This window comes from Halomonas halocynthiae DSM 14573, from assembly GCF_000425725.1.
GTDB lineage: Bacteria > Pseudomonadota > Gammaproteobacteria > Pseudomonadales > Halomonadaceae > Halomonas > Halomonas halocynthiae.
The window spans coordinates 169238-193725 of record NZ_AUDZ01000013.1 but is presented as its reverse complement, the minus strand read 5'-3'; the positions used below and the strand labels follow the sequence as shown (position 1 = coordinate 193725).

At 51.5% G+C, this 24488-nt stretch carries 25 protein-coding genes; 17 read left to right on the top strand and 8 right to left on the bottom strand.

The genetic code is table 11. The annotated features are described in order from the left end of the window. Positions 1 to 107 precede the first annotated feature (107 nt). Positions 108 to 1478, top strand: coding sequence for a tRNA uridine-5-carboxymethylaminomethyl(34) synthesis GTPase MnmE (gene mnmE, locus H616_RS0100925; protein ID WP_027965676.1), 1371 nt, complete (start codon positions 108 to 110; stop codon positions 1476 to 1478). A 193-nt stretch (positions 1479 to 1671) separates the two neighbouring features. On the opposite strand, the gene H616_RS0100920 is transcribed toward mnmE, so the two are convergent. The 8 genes from H616_RS0100920 to H616_RS0100885 all read right to left on the bottom strand — a co-directional run bounded on the left by H616_RS0100920 (position 1672) and on the right by H616_RS0100885 (position 10143). After that, on the bottom strand, positions 1672 to 2343 hold the full coding sequence (locus H616_RS0100920; RefSeq protein WP_027965675.1) for a YiaD family glycine zipper/OmpA-like lipoprotein: 672 nt from the start codon (positions 2341 to 2343) through the stop codon (positions 1672 to 1674). 44 nt (positions 2344 to 2387) lie between these two features. Beyond that, complete coding sequence (gene hemW, locus H616_RS0100915; RefSeq protein ID WP_027965674.1) at positions 2388 to 3563, bottom strand: radical SAM family heme chaperone HemW; 1176 nt, start codon at positions 3561 to 3563, stop codon at positions 2388 to 2390. Further along, positions 3560 to 4168, bottom strand: a complete 609-nt coding sequence (rdgB, locus tag H616_RS0100910) for an RdgB/HAM1 family non-canonical purine NTP pyrophosphatase (RefSeq protein ID WP_027965673.1) — start codon at positions 4166 to 4168, stop codon at positions 3560 to 3562. Before rdgB ends, hemW begins: the two co-directional genes overlap by 4 nt. 30 nt (positions 4169 to 4198) lie before the next feature. Next, positions 4199 to 5467, bottom strand: a complete 1269-nt coding sequence (locus H616_RS0100905) for a P-loop nucleotide/nucleoside kinase family protein (protein ID WP_027965672.1) — start codon at positions 5465 to 5467, stop codon at positions 4199 to 4201. A 48-nt stretch (positions 5468 to 5515) separates the two neighbouring features. Then, positions 5516 to 6805 carry a glutamate-1-semialdehyde 2,1-aminomutase gene (gene hemL, locus H616_RS0100900; RefSeq protein ID WP_027965671.1) on the bottom strand — a complete coding sequence of 430 codons (1290 nt, stop codon included), beginning with the start codon at positions 6803 to 6805 and terminating at the stop codon, positions 5516 to 5518. Between the two features lie 210 nt (positions 6806 to 7015). Beyond that, positions 7016 to 7846 (bottom strand): bifunctional hydroxymethylpyrimidine kinase/phosphomethylpyrimidine kinase, encoded by an 831-nt coding sequence (thiD, locus tag H616_RS13915; RefSeq protein ID WP_240470507.1) that lies wholly within the window; start codon positions 7844 to 7846, stop codon positions 7016 to 7018. A gap of 20 nt (positions 7847 to 7866) precedes the next feature. Beyond that, positions 7867 to 8298 carry a protoporphyrinogen oxidase HemJ gene (gene hemJ / locus H616_RS0100890; protein WP_027965670.1) on the bottom strand — a complete coding sequence of 144 codons (432 nt, stop codon included), beginning with the start codon at positions 8296 to 8298 and terminating at the stop codon, positions 7867 to 7869. A 57-nt stretch (positions 8299 to 8355) separates the two neighbouring features. Beyond that, the gene (locus H616_RS0100885; RefSeq protein ID WP_027965669.1) at positions 8356 to 10143 is read right to left on the bottom strand and encodes a chloride channel protein; all 1788 of its coding nucleotides are present in this window, start codon (positions 10141 to 10143) and stop codon (positions 8356 to 8358) included. 156 nt (positions 10144 to 10299) lie between these two features. Between H616_RS0100885 and argC the strand changes: the two genes are divergently transcribed. From argC to atpG, 16 genes are all read left to right on the top strand, one after another. After that, positions 10300 to 11334, top strand: a complete 1035-nt coding sequence (gene argC, locus H616_RS0100875) for an N-acetyl-gamma-glutamyl-phosphate reductase (RefSeq protein ID WP_027965668.1) — start codon at positions 10300 to 10302, stop codon at positions 11332 to 11334. A 100-nt stretch (positions 11335 to 11434) separates the two neighbouring features. Further along, the gene (gene erpA, locus H616_RS0100870) at positions 11435 to 11788 is read left to right on the top strand and encodes an iron-sulfur cluster insertion protein ErpA (protein WP_027965667.1); all 354 of its coding nucleotides are present in this window, start codon (positions 11435 to 11437) and stop codon (positions 11786 to 11788) included. A 155-nt stretch (positions 11789 to 11943) separates the two neighbouring features. Then, positions 11944 to 12702, top strand: coding sequence for a transporter substrate-binding domain-containing protein (locus H616_RS0100865; protein ID WP_027965666.1), 759 nt, complete (start codon positions 11944 to 11946; stop codon positions 12700 to 12702). 127 nt (positions 12703 to 12829) lie between these two features. After that, positions 12830 to 13501 (top strand): amino acid ABC transporter permease, encoded by a 672-nt coding sequence (locus tag H616_RS0100860; protein WP_027965665.1) that lies wholly within the window; start codon positions 12830 to 12832, stop codon positions 13499 to 13501. After that, a complete protein-coding gene (locus tag H616_RS0100855; protein WP_035572233.1) occupies positions 13498 to 14289 on the top strand; it encodes an amino acid ABC transporter ATP-binding protein in 792 nt (263 codons plus the stop codon). The genes H616_RS0100860 and H616_RS0100855 overlap by 4 nt, the downstream gene beginning before the upstream one ends. A 542-nt stretch (positions 14290 to 14831) precedes the next feature. After that, positions 14832 to 16727, top strand: coding sequence for a tRNA uridine-5-carboxymethylaminomethyl(34) synthesis enzyme MnmG (gene mnmG, locus H616_RS0100850; protein WP_027965663.1), 1896 nt, complete (start codon positions 14832 to 14834; stop codon positions 16725 to 16727). Then, entirely contained in the window at positions 16727 to 17368 is a 642-nt protein-coding gene (gene rsmG / locus H616_RS0100845; protein ID WP_027965662.1) for a 16S rRNA (guanine(527)-N(7))-methyltransferase RsmG, read from the top strand. Before mnmG ends, rsmG begins: the two co-directional genes overlap by 1 nt. Positions 17369 to 17428: 60 nt before the next feature. After that, positions 17429 to 18199: a ParA family protein gene (locus H616_RS0100840; protein ID WP_027965661.1), complete on the top strand. Its 771-nt coding sequence runs from the start codon at positions 17429 to 17431 to the stop codon at positions 18197 to 18199. 41 nt (positions 18200 to 18240) lie between these two features. Further along, positions 18241 to 19149 (top strand): ParB/RepB/Spo0J family partition protein, encoded by a 909-nt coding sequence (locus tag H616_RS0100835; protein WP_027965660.1) that lies wholly within the window; start codon positions 18241 to 18243, stop codon positions 19147 to 19149. Between the two features lie 181 nt (positions 19150 to 19330). Further along, positions 19331 to 19717 (top strand): ATP synthase subunit I, encoded by a 387-nt coding sequence (locus H616_RS0100830; protein ID WP_027965659.1) that lies wholly within the window; start codon positions 19331 to 19333, stop codon positions 19715 to 19717. Between the two features lie 14 nt (positions 19718 to 19731). Next, positions 19732 to 20556: a F0F1 ATP synthase subunit A gene (atpB, locus tag H616_RS0100825; RefSeq protein WP_027965658.1), complete on the top strand. Its 825-nt coding sequence runs from the start codon at positions 19732 to 19734 to the stop codon at positions 20554 to 20556. A 58-nt stretch (positions 20557 to 20614) separates the two neighbouring features. After that, positions 20615 to 20842, top strand: a complete 228-nt coding sequence (atpE, locus tag H616_RS0100820; protein ID WP_027965657.1) for a F0F1 ATP synthase subunit C — start codon at positions 20615 to 20617, stop codon at positions 20840 to 20842. Positions 20843 to 20918: 76 nt separating this feature from the next. After that, positions 20919 to 21389 (top strand): F0F1 ATP synthase subunit B, encoded by a 471-nt coding sequence (locus tag H616_RS0100815; protein ID WP_027965656.1) that lies wholly within the window; start codon positions 20919 to 20921, stop codon positions 21387 to 21389. 10 nt (positions 21390 to 21399) lie between these two features. After that, a complete protein-coding gene (locus tag H616_RS0100810) occupies positions 21400 to 21939 on the top strand; it encodes a F0F1 ATP synthase subunit delta (RefSeq protein ID WP_027965655.1) in 540 nt (179 codons plus the stop codon). A 16-nt stretch (positions 21940 to 21955) separates the two neighbouring features. Continuing rightward, positions 21956 to 23500 carry a F0F1 ATP synthase subunit alpha gene (atpA, locus tag H616_RS0100805; RefSeq protein WP_027965654.1) on the top strand — a complete coding sequence of 515 codons (1545 nt, stop codon included), beginning with the start codon at positions 21956 to 21958 and terminating at the stop codon, positions 23498 to 23500. A gap of 68 nt (positions 23501 to 23568) precedes the next feature. Continuing rightward, positions 23569 to 24453: a F0F1 ATP synthase subunit gamma gene (gene atpG, locus H616_RS0100800; RefSeq protein ID WP_027965653.1), complete on the top strand. Its 885-nt coding sequence runs from the start codon at positions 23569 to 23571 to the stop codon at positions 24451 to 24453. The last annotated feature ends 35 nt before the right edge of the window (positions 24454 to 24488 follow it).

Sequence of the window (24488 nt, the reverse complement as noted above, 5' to 3'; positions counted from 1 at the left end):
TGATCACACTCTGATCTACCCGATTTCAGGCCCCCGCTTTTGCGGGGGTCTGGCGTTTATGGCCGCTGATACTGACAATATGAGCATCATACTTTCAGGAGCCACTGATGGCTGAACACCTTTATACGCAAGATACCATTGCCGCTCTGGCAACCCCTCCAGGCCGCGGCGGTGTAGGTATTATTCGTGTCTCTGGGCCTGCTTGCCGTGATATCGCATACGCCGTACTTGGAATATATCCCGAACCAAGAAAAGCACTGTATACCCCCTTCAAAGGCGACACAGGCCCCCTCGATGAGGGAATTGCCCTTTACTTCCCAGGCCCACATTCTTTTACAGGAGAAGATGTTCTTGAGCTACAGGGTCACGGCGGCCCGGTTATCATGGACATGTTGCTTGAACGCTGCCTACAGCTAGGTGCTCGCTTAGCCCGGCCCGGCGAATTTTCTGAACGTGCCTTTCTCAATGACAAGTTAGATCTCGCTCAGGCAGAAGCCATTGCAGACCTTATTGAAGCGAGCTCACGTAGCGCTGCTGAAAACGCACTGCATTCCCTACAAGGGGAGTTTTCTAGCCGCGTCAAAGCGTTAGTAGAACGTCTTATTCAATTGCGGCTATTTGTTGAGGCCGCCATCGACTTTCCTGAAGAAGAAATCGACTTTCTGGCTGATGGGCAGGTGGAGGCCAAACTTCAGAACGTCTGTAATGAGCTCCGTAAAGTGCATGCGGCAGCTGGCCAAGGCGCACTGATGCGCGAGGGCATGAATGTTGTGATCGCCGGCCGCCCCAACGCCGGAAAGTCCAGCCTACTCAACGCGCTAACTGAACAAGATACCGCTATCGTTACTGATATCGCTGGCACCACGCGTGACGTACTGCGTGAGCATATCCAGCTGGACGGTATGCCACTACATATCATAGACACCGCAGGGCTCAGGGATACCCCAGACGCTGTGGAAAAAATCGGGGTCTCCCGCGCCTGGGCAGAAATAGAAAAAGCCGATCGCGTGCTACTGCTGCTCGATGCAACTACTACCAAAGCCACTGACCCAATGATGATCTGGCCGGAGTTTGTTGAACGCTTACCAGATCAAAGCCGGCTAACCCTGGTGCGCAATAAAATTGATACTAGCGGCGAAGACGCAGCTATCGATTTATCCACACCCCAACCGGTTATCCGCCTATCAGCACACACTGGTGAGGGTGTGGATAACCTAAAAGAACACCTCAAAAGTGTCATGGGCTTTTCAGCTACCACTGAAGGGCGGTTTTCTGCGCGTCGTCGTCATCTGGATGCACTAGAACGCGCCGCCAATGCGTTAGCTAATGGCCAGGCTCAGCTGCAAGGTCACGCGGCTGGTGAACTACTCGCCGAAGATCTGCGCGATGCTCAGCAAGCACTGAATGAGATTACTGGTGAATTTAGCGCCGATGACCTGCTAGGAGAAATATTTAGTAGCTTCTGCATCGGGAAGTGATTTCTAACCATGGTTAACGCACGTCTGCATTATTTACAGGGATATGATAGGTAGTATTTCGAGAGACCACGTCTCAAAAAACATCGATACGTAACTAATAATTCATTACGTAAAAAATCAACAAGCCCGCTGTACCTGAGTTACAGCGGGCTTGTTGATATCGATTGGTATCGGTCAATACACGCGGGTAATACTACGGTTGCGCAATCGGGCTCAAGGTAATTTCTACGCGACGGTTTTTAGCACGTCCGTTTTCCGTGTCATTACTGGCAATCGGTTGGTTTTCACCGTAGCCCATCATGTTCAAGCGATTACCGGACACACCGGTTTGCATGAGGTAATTTCCAACACTGCGCGCACGACGTTCAGACAATCCCTGGTTGTAGCCTGCATCCCCTGTGCTATCTGTGTGGCCAGCGATATTCACTCGAGTATCGGGGTACTGGATCAATACACTAGAGACATCATTAAGAGCACTTTTTGCAGTTGACGTCAGATTGCTGGAATCAAACCCGAAGGTTACGCCGCTGGGCATGTTAAGAGTAATATCGTCGCCACGGCGATCTACCTCTATTCCTGTTCCCTGCATGTTTCGGCGCAATTGCTGTTCTTGTTTGTCCATATAGGCACCAATGCCGGCACCAGCGGCAACACCAACAGCAGCGCCAATCAAGGCACGGTCACGACGACTGGTGCTGCCCTCTCCACTCAGTGCCCCCGCCGCCGCTCCAACAGCCGCACCAATAGCAGCACCGGTGCCAGTATTACCGCGTTGGGTCTGTCCTGAGTACGGATCATTAGTGGCACAACCTGCCATTAACATGACAGCTGCCAGCGGGGCAATAAAACGCGTTGTCCTATACATACAAACACTCCTTCGATGAAATAAGCGGAATTAACTGGAATCTATCATCTGCTTTGGCCTGTTTCGTTAATCATAGCCAACAGTTCATTCAGAAACAGTAGACCGCGCTCCGTCGCACAAAACTCATCCTTGTCATCAATTAACAGCCCCGATTCACGTGCTCTGCCAAGGTGGGCCTCTAACTGTTGGCGCGTTCGGCCTGTATTGAGATGCCATGATGACATCGCGACACCTTCTGTCAGTCGCAACGCATTCATCGAAAATTCTAGCGGTAACTCGGCGTCTTCTAAGCGGCGTTGGCCAGCAACAAATCCTCTAGGATCGTGGATTCGACGCAAGTATGAATCGGGTTGACGTACTTTCCAGCGCCGTTCAATAAGCAGTTCATGGCTACGCGCAGCACTGATTTTTCCGTGAGCACCTGCACCAATACCCAAATAATCACCGAACTGCCAATAGTTGAGGTTATGCTGAGAACGGCAATGATTAGCCGCATAAGCTGAAATTTCATAACGCTTGAATCCCGCCGACTCAAGCCGCTCATGGCCAATATCCTGAATATCCCACAGCGTTTCTTCCTGCGGAAGAAGCGGTGGGTGCGAGTGGAATTCGGTATTAGGCTCAATAGTGAGCTGATACCAAGACAGATGCGTAGGCGACAAAGCAATCGCCTGATCCAAGTCGGCTAGTGCCAGCTCTGGGGTCTGCTCTGGCAGGCCGTGCATCAAGTCGATATTGAAATTATCGAAGCCAGCACGTACCGCTTCATCAACAGCCGCCAGCGCATCCTGGCCACTATGAATCCGCCCCAGTGCCTTAAGCTGAGGTGAATGAAAGCTCTGCACACCAAGCGACAGTCGATTAATACCGGCCTGCCGGTAACCTGTGAAACGACCGTGTTCCAAAGTGCCAGGGTTAGCTTCTAGAGTGATTTCAATATCATCGGCCAAAGGTAAGCGAGCAGCCAGAGCATCTAACAAGCGCTGATAAAAATTAGCACTCATCAGACTGGGCGTCCCCCCACCAATAAATACGCTGACCAGCTCACGCCCCGCAACCAACGGCAATTCTGCATCCAGGTCGGCAATCAGAGCATTAAGGTAATCTTCTTCAGGCAAATCCTCATGACGACCCACGCCGTGTGAGTTGAAGTCACAGTAAGGACATTTGCGCACGCACCAAGGCACGTGAACATAGAGAGATAGCGGAGGAAGTCTCACGCTTGATTTCCAGAAGACAACCGCTCTACGAGCCGCCTGACTGCACGCCCACGATGACTAAATTGATTTTTCTGTGTTGCATCCAGCGCCGCAGCCGTTTTGCCCAGGCCGGTGACGTGAAATAACGGATCATAGCCAAATCCGCCATCACCATTAGGTTCTTCCAATATTTTTCCTTCCCAACTCCGCTGGACAATAATCGGCACAGGATCGTCAGGATGACGCATCAACACGACGACACACCAATAACGCGCTGTACGCTGAGCCGAAGGGACCTCGGCTAATAAGTGCAACAGGTGTTGATTATTACGCTGATCACTTTTTGGCTCACCGGCGAAGCGTGCAGAGTAAATGCCCGGCTGGCCATTAAGGGCATCCACTTCTATACCTGAGTCGTCAGCTAACGATGCCAAGCCACTGACGCGGCAAGCTTGCCTGGCCTTAAGCAATGCATTTTCGACAAAAGTGAGCCCCGTTTCATCAACCTCGGGTACACCGAATGCCGACTGAGCTATCACCTCATAACCCAGCGGCGTCAGCAATTCATTGAACTCACGCAGCTTGCCGGCATTTCCACTGGCCAGTACTAATTGAGTGGCTTTCATTGTCGGGCTTCCTGTCGGCTGAACAACGGCTCAACAGAACCTGACGTTTTCCTTAATCAAGGAAGCCAGAGTTTCTGCGGCATTGTCAGCGGTGGTATCAAGTCGAACGAGATGTAACCGCTCTTCATCGTCAAAGGGTTCAAAGGCTTGTCGCTGGGTATCAAACAACGCAAGACACTCCGCTTCCGTCATGCCCAAGCGCACCGCGCGCTTACCTAAACGGCGCCTGAGCGTTGTTTCATCTGCCTCAAAGCTAACCAATAACACAGGCAAACCACGCTTCTCGGCTTGCTGCCATAGAAGACGACGCTGTTCACGTGTCAGGCTAGTGCTATCAACACATGCAGGGATCCCCCCGTCTAGCAACCAGCCTATGCAGTCGGCCAGTCGCTGGTAGGTGGCCGCGGTTATCTCCGGCGAGTATTTATCCACAGGGCAGGCACTCTCACCCTGCTGTGGATTATTTTTAAACTCACTGACCCTCCGTCGCTCGCTATATGAAGTTAACCGCACCGCCCCAAGCCCCGTTACCAGCGTTCGGGTAAAGCGACTCTTACCACTGCCGGAAACACCAACGCCAATAATTAATGGCGGGAAACGAAACTCTGCATATTGCTCAGCAAGGCTAAGATAACCTCGCGCCAACCCAAGATGCTCAACCATCCAGGAGGAGGGCGACATCTCGCCCAGCGCTTCATGAGTCTGTTGGTGCAGCGCTGCCCACGCGGCACGTAAGCTCGCCAACACCAAATAAAATGAGAGCAAACGGGCTATAGGGTAGTCACCGCTGTGACGCAAGTAGCGATCCAGCGCATCGCGAGCCAGCTCTTGCCTGCCAGCCATTTTCAGCCCGACCAGAAGCGAAGCAAGGTCTTCGGCAGGATCCTGACATGCATCGATACCGCACTGCTCAGCCACACGACCAACGGCCTGCGCCAGCAACACCTGGTTGTCGTCTATCAGACGATGATCCCCATGGTCTCTGGCCCAGCTACACGGCAACGCCCGATGAGCACGAGTTTCTATCTGTGGTGTCAGGCGCTCAACACTTTCCCACAACCAGCCACCTAACGCCTTAAGCCGACGTTGATCTTCATCACCCTGCAGGGCATCACCCAAACCTCCCAGACACAGCGTTATCTGACGTGCCAACGAGTCAAGCAGTTGCGATGCACTATCGCTATGGGTGGCATGATGTTCCTGCCATTCACTCAGCGTTTCGATGAGTGAATCAAGCGTCAGGCTTTGCGTATTAGCTGACGCCTGATGTGGTGAAGCCTTTGGGTCGCGCTGCGTCATACTGATTCTCCTTGGTCCTGACTACCTGACACCAGGCCAAACACCTGCTCAGCGTTTGCCCATCGTGGCAAATACCGCCTCAGCTGCATCAAGAGTTGCCTGAATATGCTCAGGCGTATGTGCACTGGACATGAAACCCGTTTCAAACGCTGAAGGTGCCAAGTAAACGCCTTGGTCAAGCATACCGGAGAAAAACCTACGGAATGCTTCACTATCACAGGCAGTCGCTTGAGCAAAGTTATCCACACGACTCTGGCCGGTGAAGAAAAGTCCGAACATACCGCCAGCACTTTGGGTAATCAGGCTGATCCCTGCCGCCTTGGCACGCTCTTCAAGCCCCTGGCACAGCGTATTAACACGCTGTGCCAACGCATCATGAAAACCCGGCTCACGCACTTTGCTAAGCAGTGCAACGCCAGCGGCCATGGCCAGTGGGTTACCTGCTAATGTACCTGCCTGATAAACAGGACCCAGCGGAGAGATTTTTTCCATGATATCGCGACGCCCACCAAAAGCGCCTACCGGCATACCGCCACCAACGATCTTACCCAAGCAAGTCAAGTCAGGGGTGATTCCATAATGGGCCTGAGCCCCTCCCAACGCGACGCGAAAGCCAGTCATCACTTCATCAAAAATCAATACGCTGCCGTGTTGGTTACACACATTACGCAATGCCTCAAGGAAGCCTGGCTGAGGAGGAATACAATTCATATTCCCAGCGACTGGTTCAACGATGATACAGGCAATCTGATCACCAATTTCCTCGAAACAGTCTTCCACTGCATCAATATCGTTATACGACAACGTAACGGTGTGCTCGGCCAAAGACGCTGGCACACCTGGCGAGCTTGGCTCACCATGAGTCAGTGCGCCAGAACCCGCTTTCACCAGCAAAGAATCCGAATGGCCATGATAATTGCCCTCGAATTTGACGATTTTGTCGCGTCCGGTATAACCACGAGCCAAGCGTATCGCTGACATGGTGGCTTCCGTACCAGAACAGGTCATACGAACCATTTCGATGGACGGAATAATGTCGCAGATTAGGTCAGCCATGGTGGTTTCAACCGCCGTTGGCGTACCAAATGACAATCCCTGTTCAAGACGCTGACGCACAGCATTAAGCACTTCTGGGTCAGCATGGCCGGTAATCATCGGTCCCCAGGAATTCACATAGTCGATATAGCGCTTGCCTTCCACATCGTAAAGATAAGCGCCTTGAGCTCGCTCCATGAAAACGGGTGGGCGGTGCAGCCCTTTGAAGGCACGAACCGGCGAGTTCACACCGCCAGGGATGTGTTGGCAAGCCTGTTCAAAGAGCTGTGCAGATGTGGTCATATCAACCCCTATACCCTGTTGAAGGAAAAGTAAATATTTACTGGAAGCCTTGTATGACGCGGCCTAAGCTTGTGGATAACTTTATGGAAAACCTTTTGGTAAGCCGTGGGTTTTCCGTGGAAAGCTGGTGCATTTCTGCCAATCAATACCTCTTGGGGCATCATTTTCAATGACCATAGCTGCAAAAACCAACCACTGGAGTGTCCACTATCATACCGCTGTAAAAGGAATGGTGAACGAGGTATTTGGTAACTGCCATAACCGCCGTGGCAAGTACTGGTCCTTTCCAGGCTGCCAGCCTCGCTTAAGCGCTTGCCAAGTAAAGGCCTGTGCCTGCTCACAAGCACTAACAACACCTTCCCCTATGGCTAAACGTGCCGCCAATGCGGCAGCTAGAGTGCAGCCCGAACCATGATAACTGCCCGCTAATCTGGGCCATTGCCACTGCCGATCACCATGCGGGCGGTGCAACGTATGCATCACATGAGACACAGCAACACCTGGAACAGGGTCATCGGTACCGGTCACCAATACAGCCTGACATCCTCGGTGCAAAAGTGCAGTGGCACGTTGAGTGTCATCGGTACTATCAGGCCCAGCCAGGCGCGCCAGCTCATAACGGTTGGGCGTCACAATATCCACTTGAGGCAGCAGCAGCTCACAAAACGTATCAACAAGCTCAGCATCCGATAACTCAGCACCACCGCTTGCTTTAAGCACGGGGTCAACAATGACCGGCACACCAGGGCGCTGCCGAATGATTTCCATAACCGCTAACAGGCTGTCAATACTCGCGATTAGGCCAACTTTGATAGCCGCCACGGGAAGGTCTTCCAATGCGTTAGCCATCGCTCTGATTTGCGAACCACTCACCGGAGCAACTGCTTGTACATTACGGCAGTTCTGCACCGTCAATGCTGTGGGGATTGTCATTGCCCAGCCACCACAGGCCGCAATTGCTTCGCTGTCCGCCACCAGCCCCGCCCCTCCGGTTGGATCATGACCAGAAAACACCAGCACGATGGGAACATCAGCTGACACAGCAGGCACCATCCTGTTCATCAGAACGGCTTCAAGACGGCAAGAAAGACAATGATCAGTAAAGCAATAACGGGTAATTCATTGAAAATACGGAAAAAGCGATGTGTTTTTGTACACCGGCCTTGAGCAAACTGTTTCAGGTAAATCATGCAGACGTGATGATAAACGATCAACAGCAGTACCAGTGTCAGCTTGATGTGCATCCAGCCTTGAGAAAGCCAGCTGGGCATCAGATACAGCAGGGTGCCACCGAACAACAATAACGCAATCATCGACGGCATCATGATACCCCGATATAGCTTGCGCTCCATCACAATAAAATGATCTATCGCCTGAGTTTCTCCCTTGTCACGGGCCATAGCGTGATACACAAACAGCCGGGGGAGATAGAACAGTGCTGCAAACCAGGTCACCATGGCAATTAGGTGCAGGGCTTTTATCCACAAGTACATCGTGGCTCCTTAATCAGATTAGTCAGACGGTCCTGTTTCATTTTTCCACGCGTCATTTTACCTGTTTTTTGTCGTGGACTGGTCCTCGTAGCGATAGTAACGCTCAATCGCACTGCGTGTGATGATACCGGAAATGCGTGGTTTGTCAGGCCGACGGCCGTGTACCACATACAGCGCATCTACCGGATTCTCATTAAGACACTGGTAAGCCTCCGACAAAGTCGCCTGAAGATGAATGGGCGCCAGCTCTAAGCGCTCCCCAGGAATTTCCAGCAAGTCAAACATGCCCTCGGCGTCGATCAATACATCATCGGCGGTGTGTTCCAGCAGCCAGCGAGCCAAATGTGCCGCATTCATTGCCAGAGCTGGTTTATCATCGCTGGAGCGTTCAATAATGATCCACTCTGGATTCGCATCCAGCAAAGCACTCGCCTGCTCATAACTCAAACGCCTTCTGGTTCGTGTGAGATTTCTTTCCATAACCGCAGGTACAGAAATACGGCTCAGCGCTTGCATCAAGGGTTGTTGCAAAGGGTGCATGCCATAACGCGTTACGCTAATAAAAAAACCATCACAGCCACATAACTGACGAGCCGTCAGACAGGCAACCACCACTGCGAGCATGCTTGGTAACATCAGCTGCGGGTTGTGTGTCAGCTCCAGCAGCGCCATCAGTGCCGCCATGGGTGCCTGCAATACGGCAGCCATCATAGCCGCCATACCAATCAAGGCATACAAAGCCGGATCAGTGTGCACACCAGGTAACAGCATATTGCCGACCATGCCACACAAGGCCCCAGCCGCACCCCCCGCCACCAAAATGGGGCCAATAATACTCACCGGTACTCGACAGGCGACAGCACCAGCGGTGAGGATAAGTTTGCCAATGGCTATTGCCATCAACACATCAACCGCAACGTTCCCTTCTAGGGTTAAGCGCATGCTGTCATAGCCCATACCTTGTACTTCGGGATACCAGAATGCTGTCAGCCCTACGGCAACACCGACTAACCCCAAACGTAAAGCAAATGGCAGAATATCCAAACGCGATGCGCTGCGTGCCAAGCGTACAAAACCACCGGCAAGCAGGCCGATCAGTAACGCACTGGCCGCAATCCAGGGCAGGTGGATAAAAGAATCCATTTCTACGCCGGCTTTCTGAAAAGGTGGGTCAAATCCAAATACCGACTGAGAAATCACCGATCCCATGAAAGAAGCGAGAATAACCGGTATAAAGCCCACAGTGGTGTACTCCATCATCACCACTTCCATGGCAAAAATGACACCAGCCAAAGGTGTATTGAAAGAGGCAGAAATGCCCGCTGCAGTGCCGCAGGCAACTAACACACGCAAACTGTTGTGAGGCAATTTCAGCGCCGTACCTAAGCCGCTGCTGGCCGCGGCCCCAAGATGAATTGCCGGCCCTTCTCGCCCCGCCGACAAACCACCAAGCACAGACACCAAACCTATCCACCACTGACTTATCCAGTTGCGAATTGGAAAACGCCCCTGTTGATAAGTCAGGCGTTCAATCACATGAGCAATCCCAATCTGATGACGACTGCCGCCCGAGTGTAGAGCTAGCCACCCGCCTATGAGCGTGACGGCTAATAACGGTAAGGCACTACGCAGCATCGGCGTTAACTGCTCGAATGCTTCAGGATCATTATCCGGCATGAAAAACATCGCACCCAGCTTAAGCAGCATGCGAAACAACGTCATCAGACAGCCAGTAATCACACCGGCGATAACGCCCAAAACACACAGCTGGGGCAACGCATCTACACTGGCTAACTTGCGCCGGAAACTTTCTAAACTAAAGCGATGAGGGTTGGAATTTGACAAGCCATCTTCCTTTTCAAACACAGTCCATGTTATCCACAAGCTTGGTCTGATAGGTTTTCATCTTCGTACCGGTACCAATGATAGGCTGCTTTGAGTTAGCTTCACCTATCTTGTGTATCATATTGTCAATCAAAGCGCTTACATGAGGAATCCACTGTGATCAAGGTCGGAATCGTCGGCGGTACCGGATACACCGGCGTCGAACTACTCAGGTTGCTGGCGGGGCACCCCCAAGTCTCCATTGAATGCATTACCTCGCGCAGTGAGGATGGAGTTGGCGTTAGTGAGCTCTATCCGAACCTGCGAGGTCATTATGACACCTTGAGTTATAGCATGCCGGACCCCGAGCGTTTAGGTAGCTGTGATGTGGTTTTCTTTGCTACCCCTCATGGTGTCGCGCATTCCTTGGCAGGTGATCTGCTGGCGCGAGGAACCCGAGTCATCGACCTATCTGCTGACTTCCGACTGCGAGATGCCAAACTATGGGCCGAGTGGTACAACCAGCCCCATGGGGCCCCACAACTTCTGGAAGAGGCGGTTTATGGCCTGCCCGAAGTCAATCGCGATAAAATTCGTCAAGCGCGCTTGGTGGCTGTCCCCGGTTGCTACCCTACAGCGGTGCAGTTAGGGTTACTGCCACTACTGGAAGCAGGCGTAGTCAACACCGACCCGTTAATTGCTGACTGCAAGTCCGGCGTTACCGGCGCAGGTCGCAACGCCAAGATTCCCTTTCTGCTGGCCGAAGCCAGTGAGTCCTTGAAAGCCTATGGCGCTTCAGGCCATCGTCATTTACCTGAAATTAACCAGGGGTTGGAAGATGCTGCAGGGTCTTCGGTTGGGCTGACATTTGTGCCACACCTAATTCCAATGATTCGCGGTATACACGCCACACTTTACGCCAAATTGAATCAGCCGGTAGACGATCTACAAACGCTATTTGAGCAGCGCTATGCCAATGAGCCCTTTGTTGATGTAATGCCCGCTGGCAGCCACCCTGAAACACGCAGTGTTAAAGGAGCCAACGTCTGTCGGCTAGCTGTGCATCAGCCCCAAGGCAGCGATACCGTCGTCGTACTTGCCGTCATCGACAATCTGGTCAAAGGCGCTTCCGGCCAAGCTATTCAGAACCTTAACCTGATGTTCGGTTTCGAGGAAAACACGGGATTACAGGCACCTGCACTACTTCCCTGATGCCATCTTTTCCCTATTTCTGAACAATTGTTGACCCTTTTGCTCAGGAATGGGGATAATCGGGGCTAACTCTCATCCAATCGCTCCCGAGGAGTTTCCCATGAGTGATGTTGAATCATTCGAACCAACTCCGCTAATGCTCTCTGACAGTGCTAAAGCACAGTTGAATCGGCTAATTGAAAAAGAAAGCAATACAGCACTCAAGTTGCGTGTGTATGTCACTGGTGGCGGCTGTTCCGGCTTTCAGTATGGCTTTGATTTCACCGAAGACGTTGCCGACGATGATACCCAGGTCGATTTTTCAGGCGTTTCATTGGTTGTTGACCCCTTGTCATACCAATATTTGGTAGGCTCAGTTGTCGACTTTGAAGAAGGACTGGCAGGTGCACGTTTTCTGGTTAAAAACCCCAATGCCACAACCACTTGCGGCTGTGGCTCCTCCTTCATGATCTGACTTTTTTATTAATCAACGTTGGCAACTAAACGTTGACAAAACGCAAAAGCCAGCACCTCTTTTAACTTGACGCTTGTCATTCAAGCCGCCATTGTAATCTGTATGCTTGATATTCATGCATTCGCTATTTTTCAATAAGCTATGAGGAATAATAAATGAAACACTCTCTCAAAACGCTATCTCTTGCTAGTTGTATGGGCCTTAGCGTAGCTTTTAGCGGCATGGTTGCGGCAGATACGGTGAAGATAGCCACCGACCCCAGCTTCGTCCCTTTCGAAATGCTGGACCAAGAAACCGGCGAAATGACCGGCTTTGATATGGATATCATCCGTGAAATTGCTGATCGAGCTGGTTTTGATTACGAAATCAACACCATGGATTTCAATGGCATCATTCCAGCCGTTCAAACAGGTAGCGTGGATATCGCCATTGCCGGTATCACCATTACCGATGAACGCACTAAAATTGTTGACTTCTCATCTCCTTACTACGATAGCGGCCTGCAAATTTTGGTTAGCGCTGACCAGGAGGGTGTGGAAACCATTGACGACTTATCTGGCATGAAAGTCGGCACGAAAATTGGTTCCACCAGTTACGACTTTTTGACTGAGAACCTGAGTGACGATACTACCATCACGCCTTACCCTGGCTCTGCCGACATGTATATGGCCCTGATGGGCGGTAGCGTTGATGCAGTGTTCTATGATGCACCAAATGTTGGCTACTTCTCTCAAACTCGTGGCAATGATCGCGTCAAGGTTGTAGGCCCTCTCTATGAAGGTCAACAATACGGTATCGTATTCGTCAAAGGCAGCGACCTAGTCGAGCCAGCCAACGCGGCACTAGCTGCCATGCGTGAAGATGGCACCTATGATGAGATCCATAGCAAGTGGTTTGGTAGCAGCAACGAGTAATACCTGAGCTTTCCCATGGTTGCTGATTCAGCTACCACTCTGTTGTAGCGGCACGGTATTCCTGATGCTCGAACTCAGGGATAGCGTGCCGTTTTCTTGTTAACCCTGTGCCCGCGGAGCTCCAATTGTGGACATCACTTTCCATTTCAACTGGCAAGCTGCCTTTGATTCAATCCCTTATCTGCTGAAAGGGGTGCCTTATACGCTACTAATTTCCTTTGGTGGCCTGGCTATCGGTTTCTTGCTGGGTATTTTCTTCGGCCTGCTACGTATCAGTCCTATGCAATGGCTACGCTGGCCCGCTATCACCTATATTGAGGTTTTCCGCGGCACCCCCGTACTGGTGCAGGTTCTTTTTATTTTCTATGGGCTACCTCAGCTTCTCGGCGGCCCTATTGATGCTGTCACCGCGGGTATTGCAGCCATTGCTGTTAACTCAGGTGCCTATATCTCAGAAATTGTACGAGGTGGCGTTCAATCCATTGAGCGTGGCCAGCGCGAAGCAGGACTTTCTCTTGGCCTATCACGAGTGCAAACCTTTCGCTATGTCATCTGGCCTCAAGCGTTTCGCCGCATGATTCCAGCCTTAGGAAATCAAGGCATCATCAGCATCAAAGATACCTCTCTTTTTGCCGTGATAGGCGTTGGTGAGCTGGTACGTCAGGGACAGATCTATATTGCAACAACGTTCAATGCACTCGAGGTGTATATGATGGTTGCCATCATGTACCTGATCATTACTCTGACACTCTCAATCGCACTACGCATGCTTGAACGCAAAGGGCTAGTTGGACAATGAATAAAGACACCACACTAAGCAGATCCTCGGTTGATACTAACGCTACACCTATCGTATCCATGCAGAAGCTCAACAAACACTTCGGCAAACTGCATGTTCTGAAAGATGTTGATCTTGAAGTGACTCCTGGTGAAGTCGTTGTGATTATTGGTGCCAGCGGATCAGGTAAGTCCACCATGATTCGCTGCATCAATGGGCTAGAAGAGTTTCAGAAAGGGCAGCTTACTGTAGACGGAAACAGTCTTTCCCCTGATGGAAAAGCCAATCGAGCCCTACAACAAATTCGTACTGAAGTTGGCATGGTATTCCAACAATTCAATCTCTTCCCTCACCTCAGCGTACTGGACAACGTTACCCTGTCACCGATGAAAGTGCGCAATACTCCCCGTGCCGAAGCGACCCAAACAGCCAACCGCTTACTCGAACGAGTGGGAATTGCTGATCAATCCGACAAGTACCCAACCCAGTTGTCAGGCGGCCAGCAGCAACGTGTGGCACTAGCCAGAGCTTTAGCAATGGAACCTAGGCTCATGTTGTTTGATGAGCCCACGTCAGCACTTGATCCTGAAATGATTGGTGAAGTGCTCGATGCTATGCGTGAGTTAGCCCGCGAGGGGATGACCATGGTGATTGTAACCCATGAAATGAACTTTGCCCGTGAGGTTGCCGATCGTGTGATCTACATCCACAAAGGCGAAATTGTTGAACAAGGCACACCAGAAGACGTGTTCGATAACCCTCAGAATGAACGCACACAAAGCTTTCTTGCTCGAGTACTGACGCACTAATTTTCTGGTTGTTCACGCACCATATTGAGCCCTGTCGGTTACGACAGGGCTTTTTTATGCCTGTGGATAATATTTTTTATGATGACCGAATGAACTCAGCTCACGTCAGGCAGACCGCCTGCTCTAGCTATTTTACGAACGGACGAGCTAATTGTTCACAGGTGTAAGGAAAAAGCATCTCAAGCTCTGTGGGCAACTGCGGGACAGTCATCGCTGTGCATAACCTTCTTTTTTACCCACAGCCACCACACAAGCTACGCGCAAGATTCAAGCACCTTTCAAACCTATAAAACAACAAGCTATCTTTTTGATATAGAAGAAATATATTGAGTTTTCAACAGATTTTTGCATGTCTAATAATTACAACATCAATAGAACTTCTTATTTATATATTTATTTTTATATTGTAATCAAAAACACAGGCTAACAGCATGAGTCGCCCTGTGTGGAAAACCCTGACGTTTACCCACAGGAGCAGTTATACTGCCGAGCTAAATTTCATTTTTCCTAGGCATTGGCTTTGATGCCAAACGAGGTGTTTCTTGGATTATCCCGACCGCTTCGACGTCATCGTCATTGGTGGTGGTCATGCAGGTACAGAGGCAGCTTTAGCTGCCGCCCGAGCTGGTAGTCAGACACTGTTACTGACACACAACATCGAAACACTCGGGCAAATGTCCTGTAATCCCGCTATTGGTGGCATTGGCAAAACCCATTTGGTCAAAGAAATTGATGCACTTGGTGGTGCTATGGGGCTGGCTACCGATGCGGGTGGTATTCAGTTTCGTGTACTCAATGCGCGTAAAGGGCCAGCAGTGCGTGCGACCCGGGCCCAGGCTGATCGTGCACTGTATAAAGCTGCTATCCGTAATACCTTGGAAAACCAACAGAATTTAACGATTTTTCAACAAGCTGCTGGCGACCTGATAGTTGATCAAGACAGGGTGACCGGAGTTGTCACCGAAACAGGTATTCGCTTTCATGCCCATGCGGTTGTGTTATGCACAGGGACTTTCCTTGGTGGTGTTATCCACATAGGGTTAGATACCTCTCATGCTGGTCGTGCTGGTGATCCGCCCTCCAATGCACTGGCAAAACGATTACGTGCAATGCCTTTACGGGTTGATCGATTAAAAACTGGCACGCCTCCACGTATTGATGCCAAGTCAGTAGATTTTTCACAACTTGACGAACAACCTGGTGATACGCCAACGCCAGTAATGTCGTACATGGGTAGCCAACAGATGCACCCACGTCAAGTCAGCTGCCATATCACGCATACCAATGCCCATAGTCATCAGCTGATTCGTGATAATCTTGACCGCTCACCTATGTTTAGTGGGGTTATTGAGGGCGTTGGGCCACGTTACTGCCCATCGATCGAAGACAAGGTTCATCGTTTTGCTGATAAAGACAGTCATCAGATATTTCTTGAACCCGAAGGTCTCAACACCCACGAGCTGTACCCCAATGGTATTTCCACCTCACTTCCTTTTGATGTGCAGCTGCAAGTCGTTCGCTCTATCCGTGGTTTGGAAAATGCTCATATCACACGACCTGGCTACGCCATTGAGTATGATTATTTTGACCCGCGCGATCTCAAACACTCGTTAGAAACGCGCTGCTTGCATAATCTATATTTTGCTGGGCAGATTAACGGCACAACAGGTTATGAAGAAGCGGGAGCTCAAGGGCTACTCGCTGGATTAAATGCCTCTCGGCGTGCCCAAGGCCTTGAGGCATGGTGGCCGCGGCGTGACGAAGCCTATCTTGGTGTATTAATTGATGATCTGATTACCCTAGGCACCCGTGAGCCTTATCGTATGTTTACTTCACGTGCGGAATACCGATTATTATTGCGCGAAGATAACGCCGATATGCGACTGACCGAAACAGGGCGCGAGCTCGGATTGGTTGATGACACACGTTGGAACAGTTTTTCCCGTAAGCGTGATGCGGTAGCTAGTGAAAGCCAGCGCCTTAAAAGCACGTGGATTCAACCGGGTAGTGAAGCGGCAAAAGCGCTTGAAACGCGACTACCTAAACCGCTGACACGAGAGTACAACCTGATAGATCTTCTGCGTCGCCCAGAACTTGATTACGCTAGCGTGGCACACCTCAACGGTGAACCAGTGAATGACCCGACGGTTGCTGAGCAAGTACAAATTCAAGCCAAGTATCAAGGCTACATTGAACGCCAGCAGGATGAGATTGATAAACTCAAGCGCCATGAAGCGACACCATTACCTGCCGATTTAGATTACAGCGGGGTGGAGGGTTTATCTAATGAGATTCGTCAGAAGCTCAATGAATCACGCCCTGAGACACTAGCTCATGCGACACGTATTCCCGGTATGACCCCTGCTGCAGTCTCGCTGTTACTGGTGTATCTCAAAAAACGCCGTCAATTGGGTGATAAACAGCAAATGGTTAATTAATGAACAGTGATAACAAGGGAATTGAGAAACGGCTTGATCAAGGCGTTGCACAACTTGGCTTAGCACTGGATGATCAGCAGCGTGACAAACTGTTGGGCTTGGTGAACCTGTTGCACAAGTGGAATCGTGCCTATAATCTCACCGCGGTACGTGACCCGCTGACCATGGTCAGCCGTCATTTACTCGATAGTGCAGCAGTTGCTCCTTTTGTCACTGGCCCTAGCGTACTTGATGTGGGGTCTGGCCCAGGGCTGCCAGGGCTAGTATTGGCGATTTTAAACCCATTGCTAAATGTCACACTGATTGACAGCAACGGCAAAAAGGTGCGTTTTCAGCGTCAGGCTGTCATGGAGCTAGGATTAACCAACGTAACGCCAGTACAAGCTAGAGTGGAAGGCCAGAAAACGCTGGATGGCCAATTTGATCAAGTGATTTCACGTGCCTTTGCCAGCTTGCCCGACTTTATTTCACTGAGTCAGGCATGGCTTGCAAAAGACGGTCAGTGGCTAGCCATGAAAGGCCCCGCAGTAGACGATGAACTGGAAGGATTGGCTGCTGATGTACGCGTTGTTGACCGCCATCGACTGATAGTTCCTTTTGAAGAGGGACACCGCTGGTTGGTTGTACTTGAGCAACATTAAATTCACCGGAGCCTGCGTCGAGTTATTCGCCGAGGTATCCGCACCCGCAAGGACGTTGTTGTGACCAAGATCATTGCTTTGACCAACCAGAAAGGCGGTGTAGGTAAGACCACTACTACCGTCAACCTAGCAGCGAGTCTGGCTGCTCTGGATCGCAAAGTACTTATCGTGGACCTTGACCCTCAGGGGCATGCCACCATGGGTAGCGGTGTCGACAAGCATGAGTTGGAAGCCAGCGTTCTTGATGTGATTCTTGGCCAACACCAGATCAGCGACGCCATTATAAACTGCCCCAAGGCAGGTTATGACCTGCTGCCAAGTAATGGCGATTTAACTGCGGCTGAAGTGGAATTGCTGGATATCAAGCAAGGGCGTGAACGTTGTTTGATTAACGCACTGGAAACAGTCAGCAGTGATTATGACGTGGTTCTGATTGATTGCCCGCCGTCGCTGAGCCTGCTGACCGTCAATGGGTTGACGGCCGCCAATGGTGTACTGATCCCGTTACAGTGCGAGTTCTATGCTATGGAAGGGCTCTCTGCACTCCTCGACACCATTGAGCAGATCAAAACCAGCGTAAATCCTGATATCGAAATCTTTGGTATTTTGCGCACCATGTATGATGGCCGAAATAGTCTAACCAAAGATGTTAGCAAGCAATTACGTGATTATTTTGGTGAGACCCTGCTGAAAGCCACGATTCCGCGTAACGTCCGCGTTGCTGAAGCACCCAGCCATGGTCTGCCAGTCACTAAGTACGCGCGCTTATCGCGAGGCAGTCAAGCACACCGAGTATTGGCCAAGGAACTGATCCGGCGGCTCTCGCTCTGAGTATATGCACCACTATTGCTGTTTGTGATTGAGGAAAGTCGATGACGCATAAACGTGCCCTGGGTCGTGGTTTGGATGCCTTGATTGGTGCAGGAGCCAAGCGCCGTGAAAGCCTTGACCTGCCTGAGGTGGTTGCAACCGATACACTGCTTGATGAAGCCACTAGCTCGGCAGATGAACGGCTTGAACGGCTGCCACTAGGGCAGCTAAGCAGAGGTCGTTATCAACCACGTCGCGAGATTCAGCCTGAAGCACTGGAAGAGTTGGCTGACTCTATTCGTGCTCAAGGTGTCATGCAGCCCATTGTTGTGCGTGCGGTTGGTGAGCAACGTTACGAGATAATTGCTGGTGAGCGTCGCTGGCGAGCTGCTCAGTTAGCCGAGCTGGACGTCATCCCAGCGGTGATTCGTGATGTTACCGATGAAGTTGCGTTGGCTCTCGCACTGATAGAAAACATTCAGCGTGAAAACCTTAATGCGATTGAAGAAGCGATGGCGATTAAACGCCTGATTGATGAATTTGAGTTGACGCAGCAGCAAGCTGCCGATGCTGTGGGTCGTTCACGTACACAGGTTGCTAACCTATTGCGTTTGCTGCATCTGGAGCCTGAGGTTCAGGTATTGCTTGAACGTGGCGATCTGGACATGGGGCATGCACGAGCGTTACTAGGCTTATCACCCGCGAAGCAACGAAAAGCGGCTCATGAAGTGATCAATAAAGACCTAACAGTGCGTGCCACGGAAGCCTTGGTTAAACAGCTGAATAAAAGCGACGCCAAAAAAGTTGATCAACCACCGACGTCGCCGGATATCACTCGGGTGGAAAATCAGCTGGCAGACATCCTGGGTGCGCCGGTCAATATTCAACATGGACGCGGTGGTAAAGGCCGCCTGACTATTCGTTATACGAGTCTTGAAGAGCTGGATGGCATCATTGAGCACATTCGCTGAATCAAATTATCTCGATGTTTAGTCTAATACTAGTCAAAATCAACGTGTTTCGGGTGTTGGGCGGTTGAAGCTAGTCCAGCGCTTCCCTATAATCGCGTCCAACTCGTGGATTCAATGCGCAGTGGAGTGACGCTCGGAAGTATCGAGCCATCGTAAGGCCGATCAGCGTAAGGACAATGGCATGGCCAGAAGGATCAGGCGACCAACAGTCCGTCGTATTTTGTTAATACAGCTGATGACCCTTGCGATAATGGCTGGCGTTGGTTTTTTACTGGGTGGTTTGGCTGACGCTAAAGCGGCTGTATTGGGTTGTGCAGTTGCTGTATTACCTAACCTGTATTTTTCTTGGCAGGTACTTCACCTAGAAGGTGGCCGTAACGCCAGAAAAGCAGTTAGTGGTTTTTATCGTGCTGAAGCAGGCAAGTTTAGTTTGACGGTGGCATTGTTCGCGCTGGTATTTGCTGCAGTGCCTCTCTCAAACCATGCTTTATTCTTTGGCGCTTATGTGGTGACGTTGTGCGCATACTGGTTAGCGCCATTGCTGAGTATGCACCGTACACCCAATTGACTTTGAGGCAGCTCATGGCAGGCAGTAACCTGACGACAACGGAGTATATCCAGCACCACCTTCAGAACCTGACCTTCGGGCTGCATCCTGATAATGGCTGGTCCATTGCCAAGACAGCAGTTGAAGCAAAAGAAATGGGGTTCTGGGCTATTCACCTCGACACCATGGGTTGGTCGATTGCCATGGGTGTGCTGTTTATCTGGCTGTTCCGCAAGGTTGGCAAAGTAGCGACGACCGGCGTGCCGGGTAAGCTACAATGCGCTATCGAAATGGTTTTCGAATTTGTGGAAAATACGGTGCGCGGAACCTTCAGCCACAAGAATTCGTTGGTTGGCCCAATGGCTTTAACGCTATTCGTGTGGATTTTCCTGATGAACCTGCTCAAGCTGGTTCCGGTGGATATCGGCCCGATGCTGTTTGCCAAGCTGGGTGTCGACTACATGAAAATCGTACCCACCACGGACCCCAACGGTACTCTTGGTATGGCGTTGGGCGTATTTATTCTGATTCTTTATTACAGCATTAAGGTTAAAGGCCCTGGTGGTTTTGCTAAGGAATTGTCCTTTACACCCTTTAATCACTGGTCGTTGATCCCGTTCAACCTGGTGATGGAAATCATTGGCCTGCTGGTTAAACCTGTTAGTCTCGGCCTGCGTTTGTTCGGCAACATGTTCGCCGGTGAGGTGATCTTTATCCTGATTGCTTTGTTACCGTTCTGGGTTTCCTGGACGTTGAACGTACCTTGGGCAATCTTCCATATTCTGATTATTACCTTGCAGGCGTATATCTTCATGGTGCTGGCGGTGGTTTACCTGAACTCAGCACACGAACAGCACTGAATCGCGTAACATCCGATAAACCCTTGAAACATTAATGTAAATCGACAGGAGCACTACCATGGAACTCGTCTACATCGCTGCTTCCCTCATGATCGGCCTGGGCGCACTGGGTACCGGTATCGGCTTCGCCCTGCTGGGCGGCAAGCTACTGGAAACGACAGCACGTCAGCCAGAAATGGGTGATCAGCTGCTGACCAGAACCTTCCTGATGGCTGGTCTGCTGGATGCCGTTCCGATGATCGGTGTGGGTATCGCGATGTACCTGATTTTCGTCGTCGCCGGTTAATTCGCTGTGCATACCGAGTGATTGTCACTCGGTTTGCCTCTTCCGGTAGCCACGAAACTGTCAGAGGTACGTCCTTGTGAATATCAACATGACGCTCATCGGACAGACGATTGCTTTCGCAATCTTTGTCTGGTTCTGCATAAAGTATGTATGGCCGCCGATCAGCAACGCGCTTCATGAACGTCAGCGTAAGATTGCCGAAGGCCTCGACGCTGCGTCTCGCGCGTCACGTGATCTGGAGCTGGCTGAAGCTCAGGCCAGTGAATTGCTCAGCGAAAGTAAGCAGCAGGCTTCTGAGATTCTGGAGCAAGCCAATAAGCGCTCAGCACAGATGATCGAGGAAGCTCGAGAGCAGGCGCGCCAAGAAGGCGAACGTATTGTCGCCAATGCCAAAGCTGAGATTGATCAAGAGATCAATCGCGCCAAGGATAGTCTGCGTGAGCAAGTATCACGGCTGGCTATTCAAGGTGCCGAGCAGGTGCTGGGTTCTGCCATCGACGAGAAGCAACACACCAAACTCGTCAACGACCTGGCCAACGAGCTTTAGGAGATAACCCATGGCGGAACTGTCTACCGTCGCGCGTCCTTATGCTAAAGCAGCATTTGAGTTTGCCTTGGAACAGGATGCGTTGGCGGATTGGTCCAGCATGCTGACTCAGGCATCGCAGGTCGTCAGTAATGACGATGTGCGCGCTAAAGTGCTGAAGCATCCGCGCCTCTCCAACGCCGATAAGGCAGAAATGCTGATTGACCTTTGTGGTGACAGCATTAACGAGCAGGTGGGTAACTTCTTGCGCCAGGTTTCCCGTCAGGGGCGCTTGGCGGCACTGCCCGATATTCTTGAGCAGTTCGAGACGCTTAGGGCCGAGCAGGAAAAGCGTATGGATGTAACAATCGTTTCCGCTTATCCGCTCAAAGATGCGCAGCAAAAGAAACTTGCCAGCGCGTTGGCCAAGCGTCTGAACCGTGAAATCTCCATTACCACTCAGGTGGATTCCGATCTTCTGGGAGGCGTGATCCTACGTGCCGGTGACACCGTTATTGACGGTTCGGTACGTGGTCGATTGAATCGCCTCCAGGAAGCCCTTTCCGCCTGAGTCTGAGGGACATGGCATGCAGCAACTGAATCCTTCCGAGATTAGCGACATCATCAAACAGCGTATTGAAAAGCTGGATGTCGCATCTGAAGCCCGTAATCAGGGCACCATCGTCAGCGTGTCTGACGGTATTGTGCAGATCCACGGTCTTGCCGACGCAATGTTCGGTGAGATGATCGAGTTCCCCGGCGGCATCTATGGCATGACGCTGAACCTTGAGCGCGACAGCGTTGGTGTTGTTGTGCTTGGCGACTACCTGCAACTGCAGGAAGGTATGACGGCCCAGTGTACGGGACGCATCCTTGAAGTGCCGGTGGGTCCTGAGCTGTGCGGCCGTGTGGTCGATGCACTGGGAAATCCCATTGATGGTAAAGGTGACATTAATGCCAAGCTGACTGACGCGGTAGAAAAAGTCGCTCCTGGTGTTATCACCCGTCAATCGGTTGATGAGCCGATCCAGACTGGCTTTAAATCAATTGACGCCATGGTGCCGGTTGGCCGTGGTCAGCGTGAGCTGATCATTGGTGATCGCCAGATTGGTAAGTCAGCAATCGCTATCGACGCCATCATCAACCAGAAAGGCTCAGGCGTGACCTGTGTCTACGTGGCTATCGGTCAGAAGCAGTCGACCATCGCTAACGTAGTGCGCAAGCTCGAAGAGCATGGCGCTATGGAGCACACGATTATCGTTGCCGCTGGCGCTGCTGATCCGGCTCCGATGCAGTTCTTGGCACCTTACTCTGGTTGCACCATGGGTGAGTACTTCCGTGATCGCGGCCAAGACGCACTGATTGTCTATGATGATCTGTCTAAGCAGGCTGTGGCTTATCGCCAGGTATCTCTGCTGCTGCGTCGTCCGCCAGGTCGTGAAGCCTATCCTGGTGACGTTTTCTATCTCCACTCCCGCTTGCTTGAGCGCGCCGCTCGCGTGAACGCCGACTATGTCGAGAAGTTCACCAACGGTGAAGTGAAAGGCAAAACGGGCTCGTTGACGGCGCTGCCGATCATCGAAACTCAAGGTGGCGATGTGTCGGCATTCGTACCGACCAACGTAATCTCGATCACTGATGGTCAGATTTTCCTTGAAGCTGATCTGTTCAACTCAGGTATCCGTCCGGCTATTAACGCCGGTCTGTCGGTGTCTCGTGTTGGTGGTGCAGCGCAGACCAAGATCGTCAAGAAGCTGGGTGGCAGCGTGCGTCTTGCCCTGGCTCAGTATCGTGAACTGGCGGCTTTTGCCCAGTTCGCCTCTGACCTGGATGAAGCGACTCGTAAGCAGCTAGAGCACGGTCAGCGTGTTACCGAACTGATGAAGCAGAGCCAGTATGCGCCGATGTCGGTTGCTGACATGGCAGTTTCTCTGTTTGCTGCTAACGAAGGCTACCTTGACGACATCGAGGTTAATAAGGTGCTGGACTTCGAACGCTCCCTGCATGATTACATGAAGGCCGAGCATTCTCAGCTGCTTGACAGCATCAATGAGTCCGGCGACTACAACGACGAGATCAAAAATGGCCTCAAAGCCGGTCTCGACAAGTTCAAGGCAACGCAGAGCTGGTAATTCTGATGGCTCGCCCTTAAGGGGGCGAGCTGGATGCTTTGTGTAGCCACGAACAGGGGTAGATCGCTATGGCAGCTGCAAAAGAGATACGCACTCAGATAGGCAGCATCAAGAACACGCAGAAGATCACCAGTGCCATGGAAATGGTCGCTGCGTCGAAGATGCGCAAGGCGCAGGAGCGGATGCGAGCCAGTCAGCCCTACGCCAAACAAATCCGTAAGGTGGCAGGCCATGTGGCCGACGCCAACCCCGAATACCGGCATCCTTGGATGTTGGAACGCGAGGTCAAGCGGGTGGGTTTCATTGTGGTCTCCAGCGACCGCGGTTTGTGTGGTGGCCTGAACGTTAATCTGTTCAAGGCTGTCCTTCAGCAAGCCAAACAATGGCAGGAACAGGGTGCAGAGCTAGAATTCTGTGCGCTTGGCTCCAAGGCAACGGCATTCTTTCGCAAGTATGGTGGTGCGTTGGTTGCTGCTCGTTCAGGTATGGGCGAAGAACCATCAACAACTGACTTGATCGGCAGTGTGAAGGTCATGCTGGATGCTTATGACGAAGGTAGGCTCGACCGGCTCTATGTCGTGTTCAATGAATTCGTCAATACCATGACCCAGAAGCCGATGGTTAATCAGCTTCTCCCGTTGGCGGCGGACATGGGTGTGTCTGCGAAAGACGAAGAAGAAAAGACGGCTCCCGGAGGCTGGGACTACCTGTATGAACCGGATGCCAAGGCGCTGTTAGATAGTCTGATCGTGCGTTTTGTTGAGGCACAGGTCTATCAGGCGGTCGTCGAAAATGTGGCGTGTGAGCAGGCCGCGCGGATGATCGCGATGAAGAGCGCGACAGACAACGCCGGCGATCTGATCGAGGATCTGGAACTGGTGTATAACAAGGCTCGCCAAGCGGCCATTACCCAGGAAATTTCCGAGATCGTTGGTGGCGCCGCCGCCGTATAGCGCCGGGGGAGGGCAATGCCTTCCCGGCAAGCAGG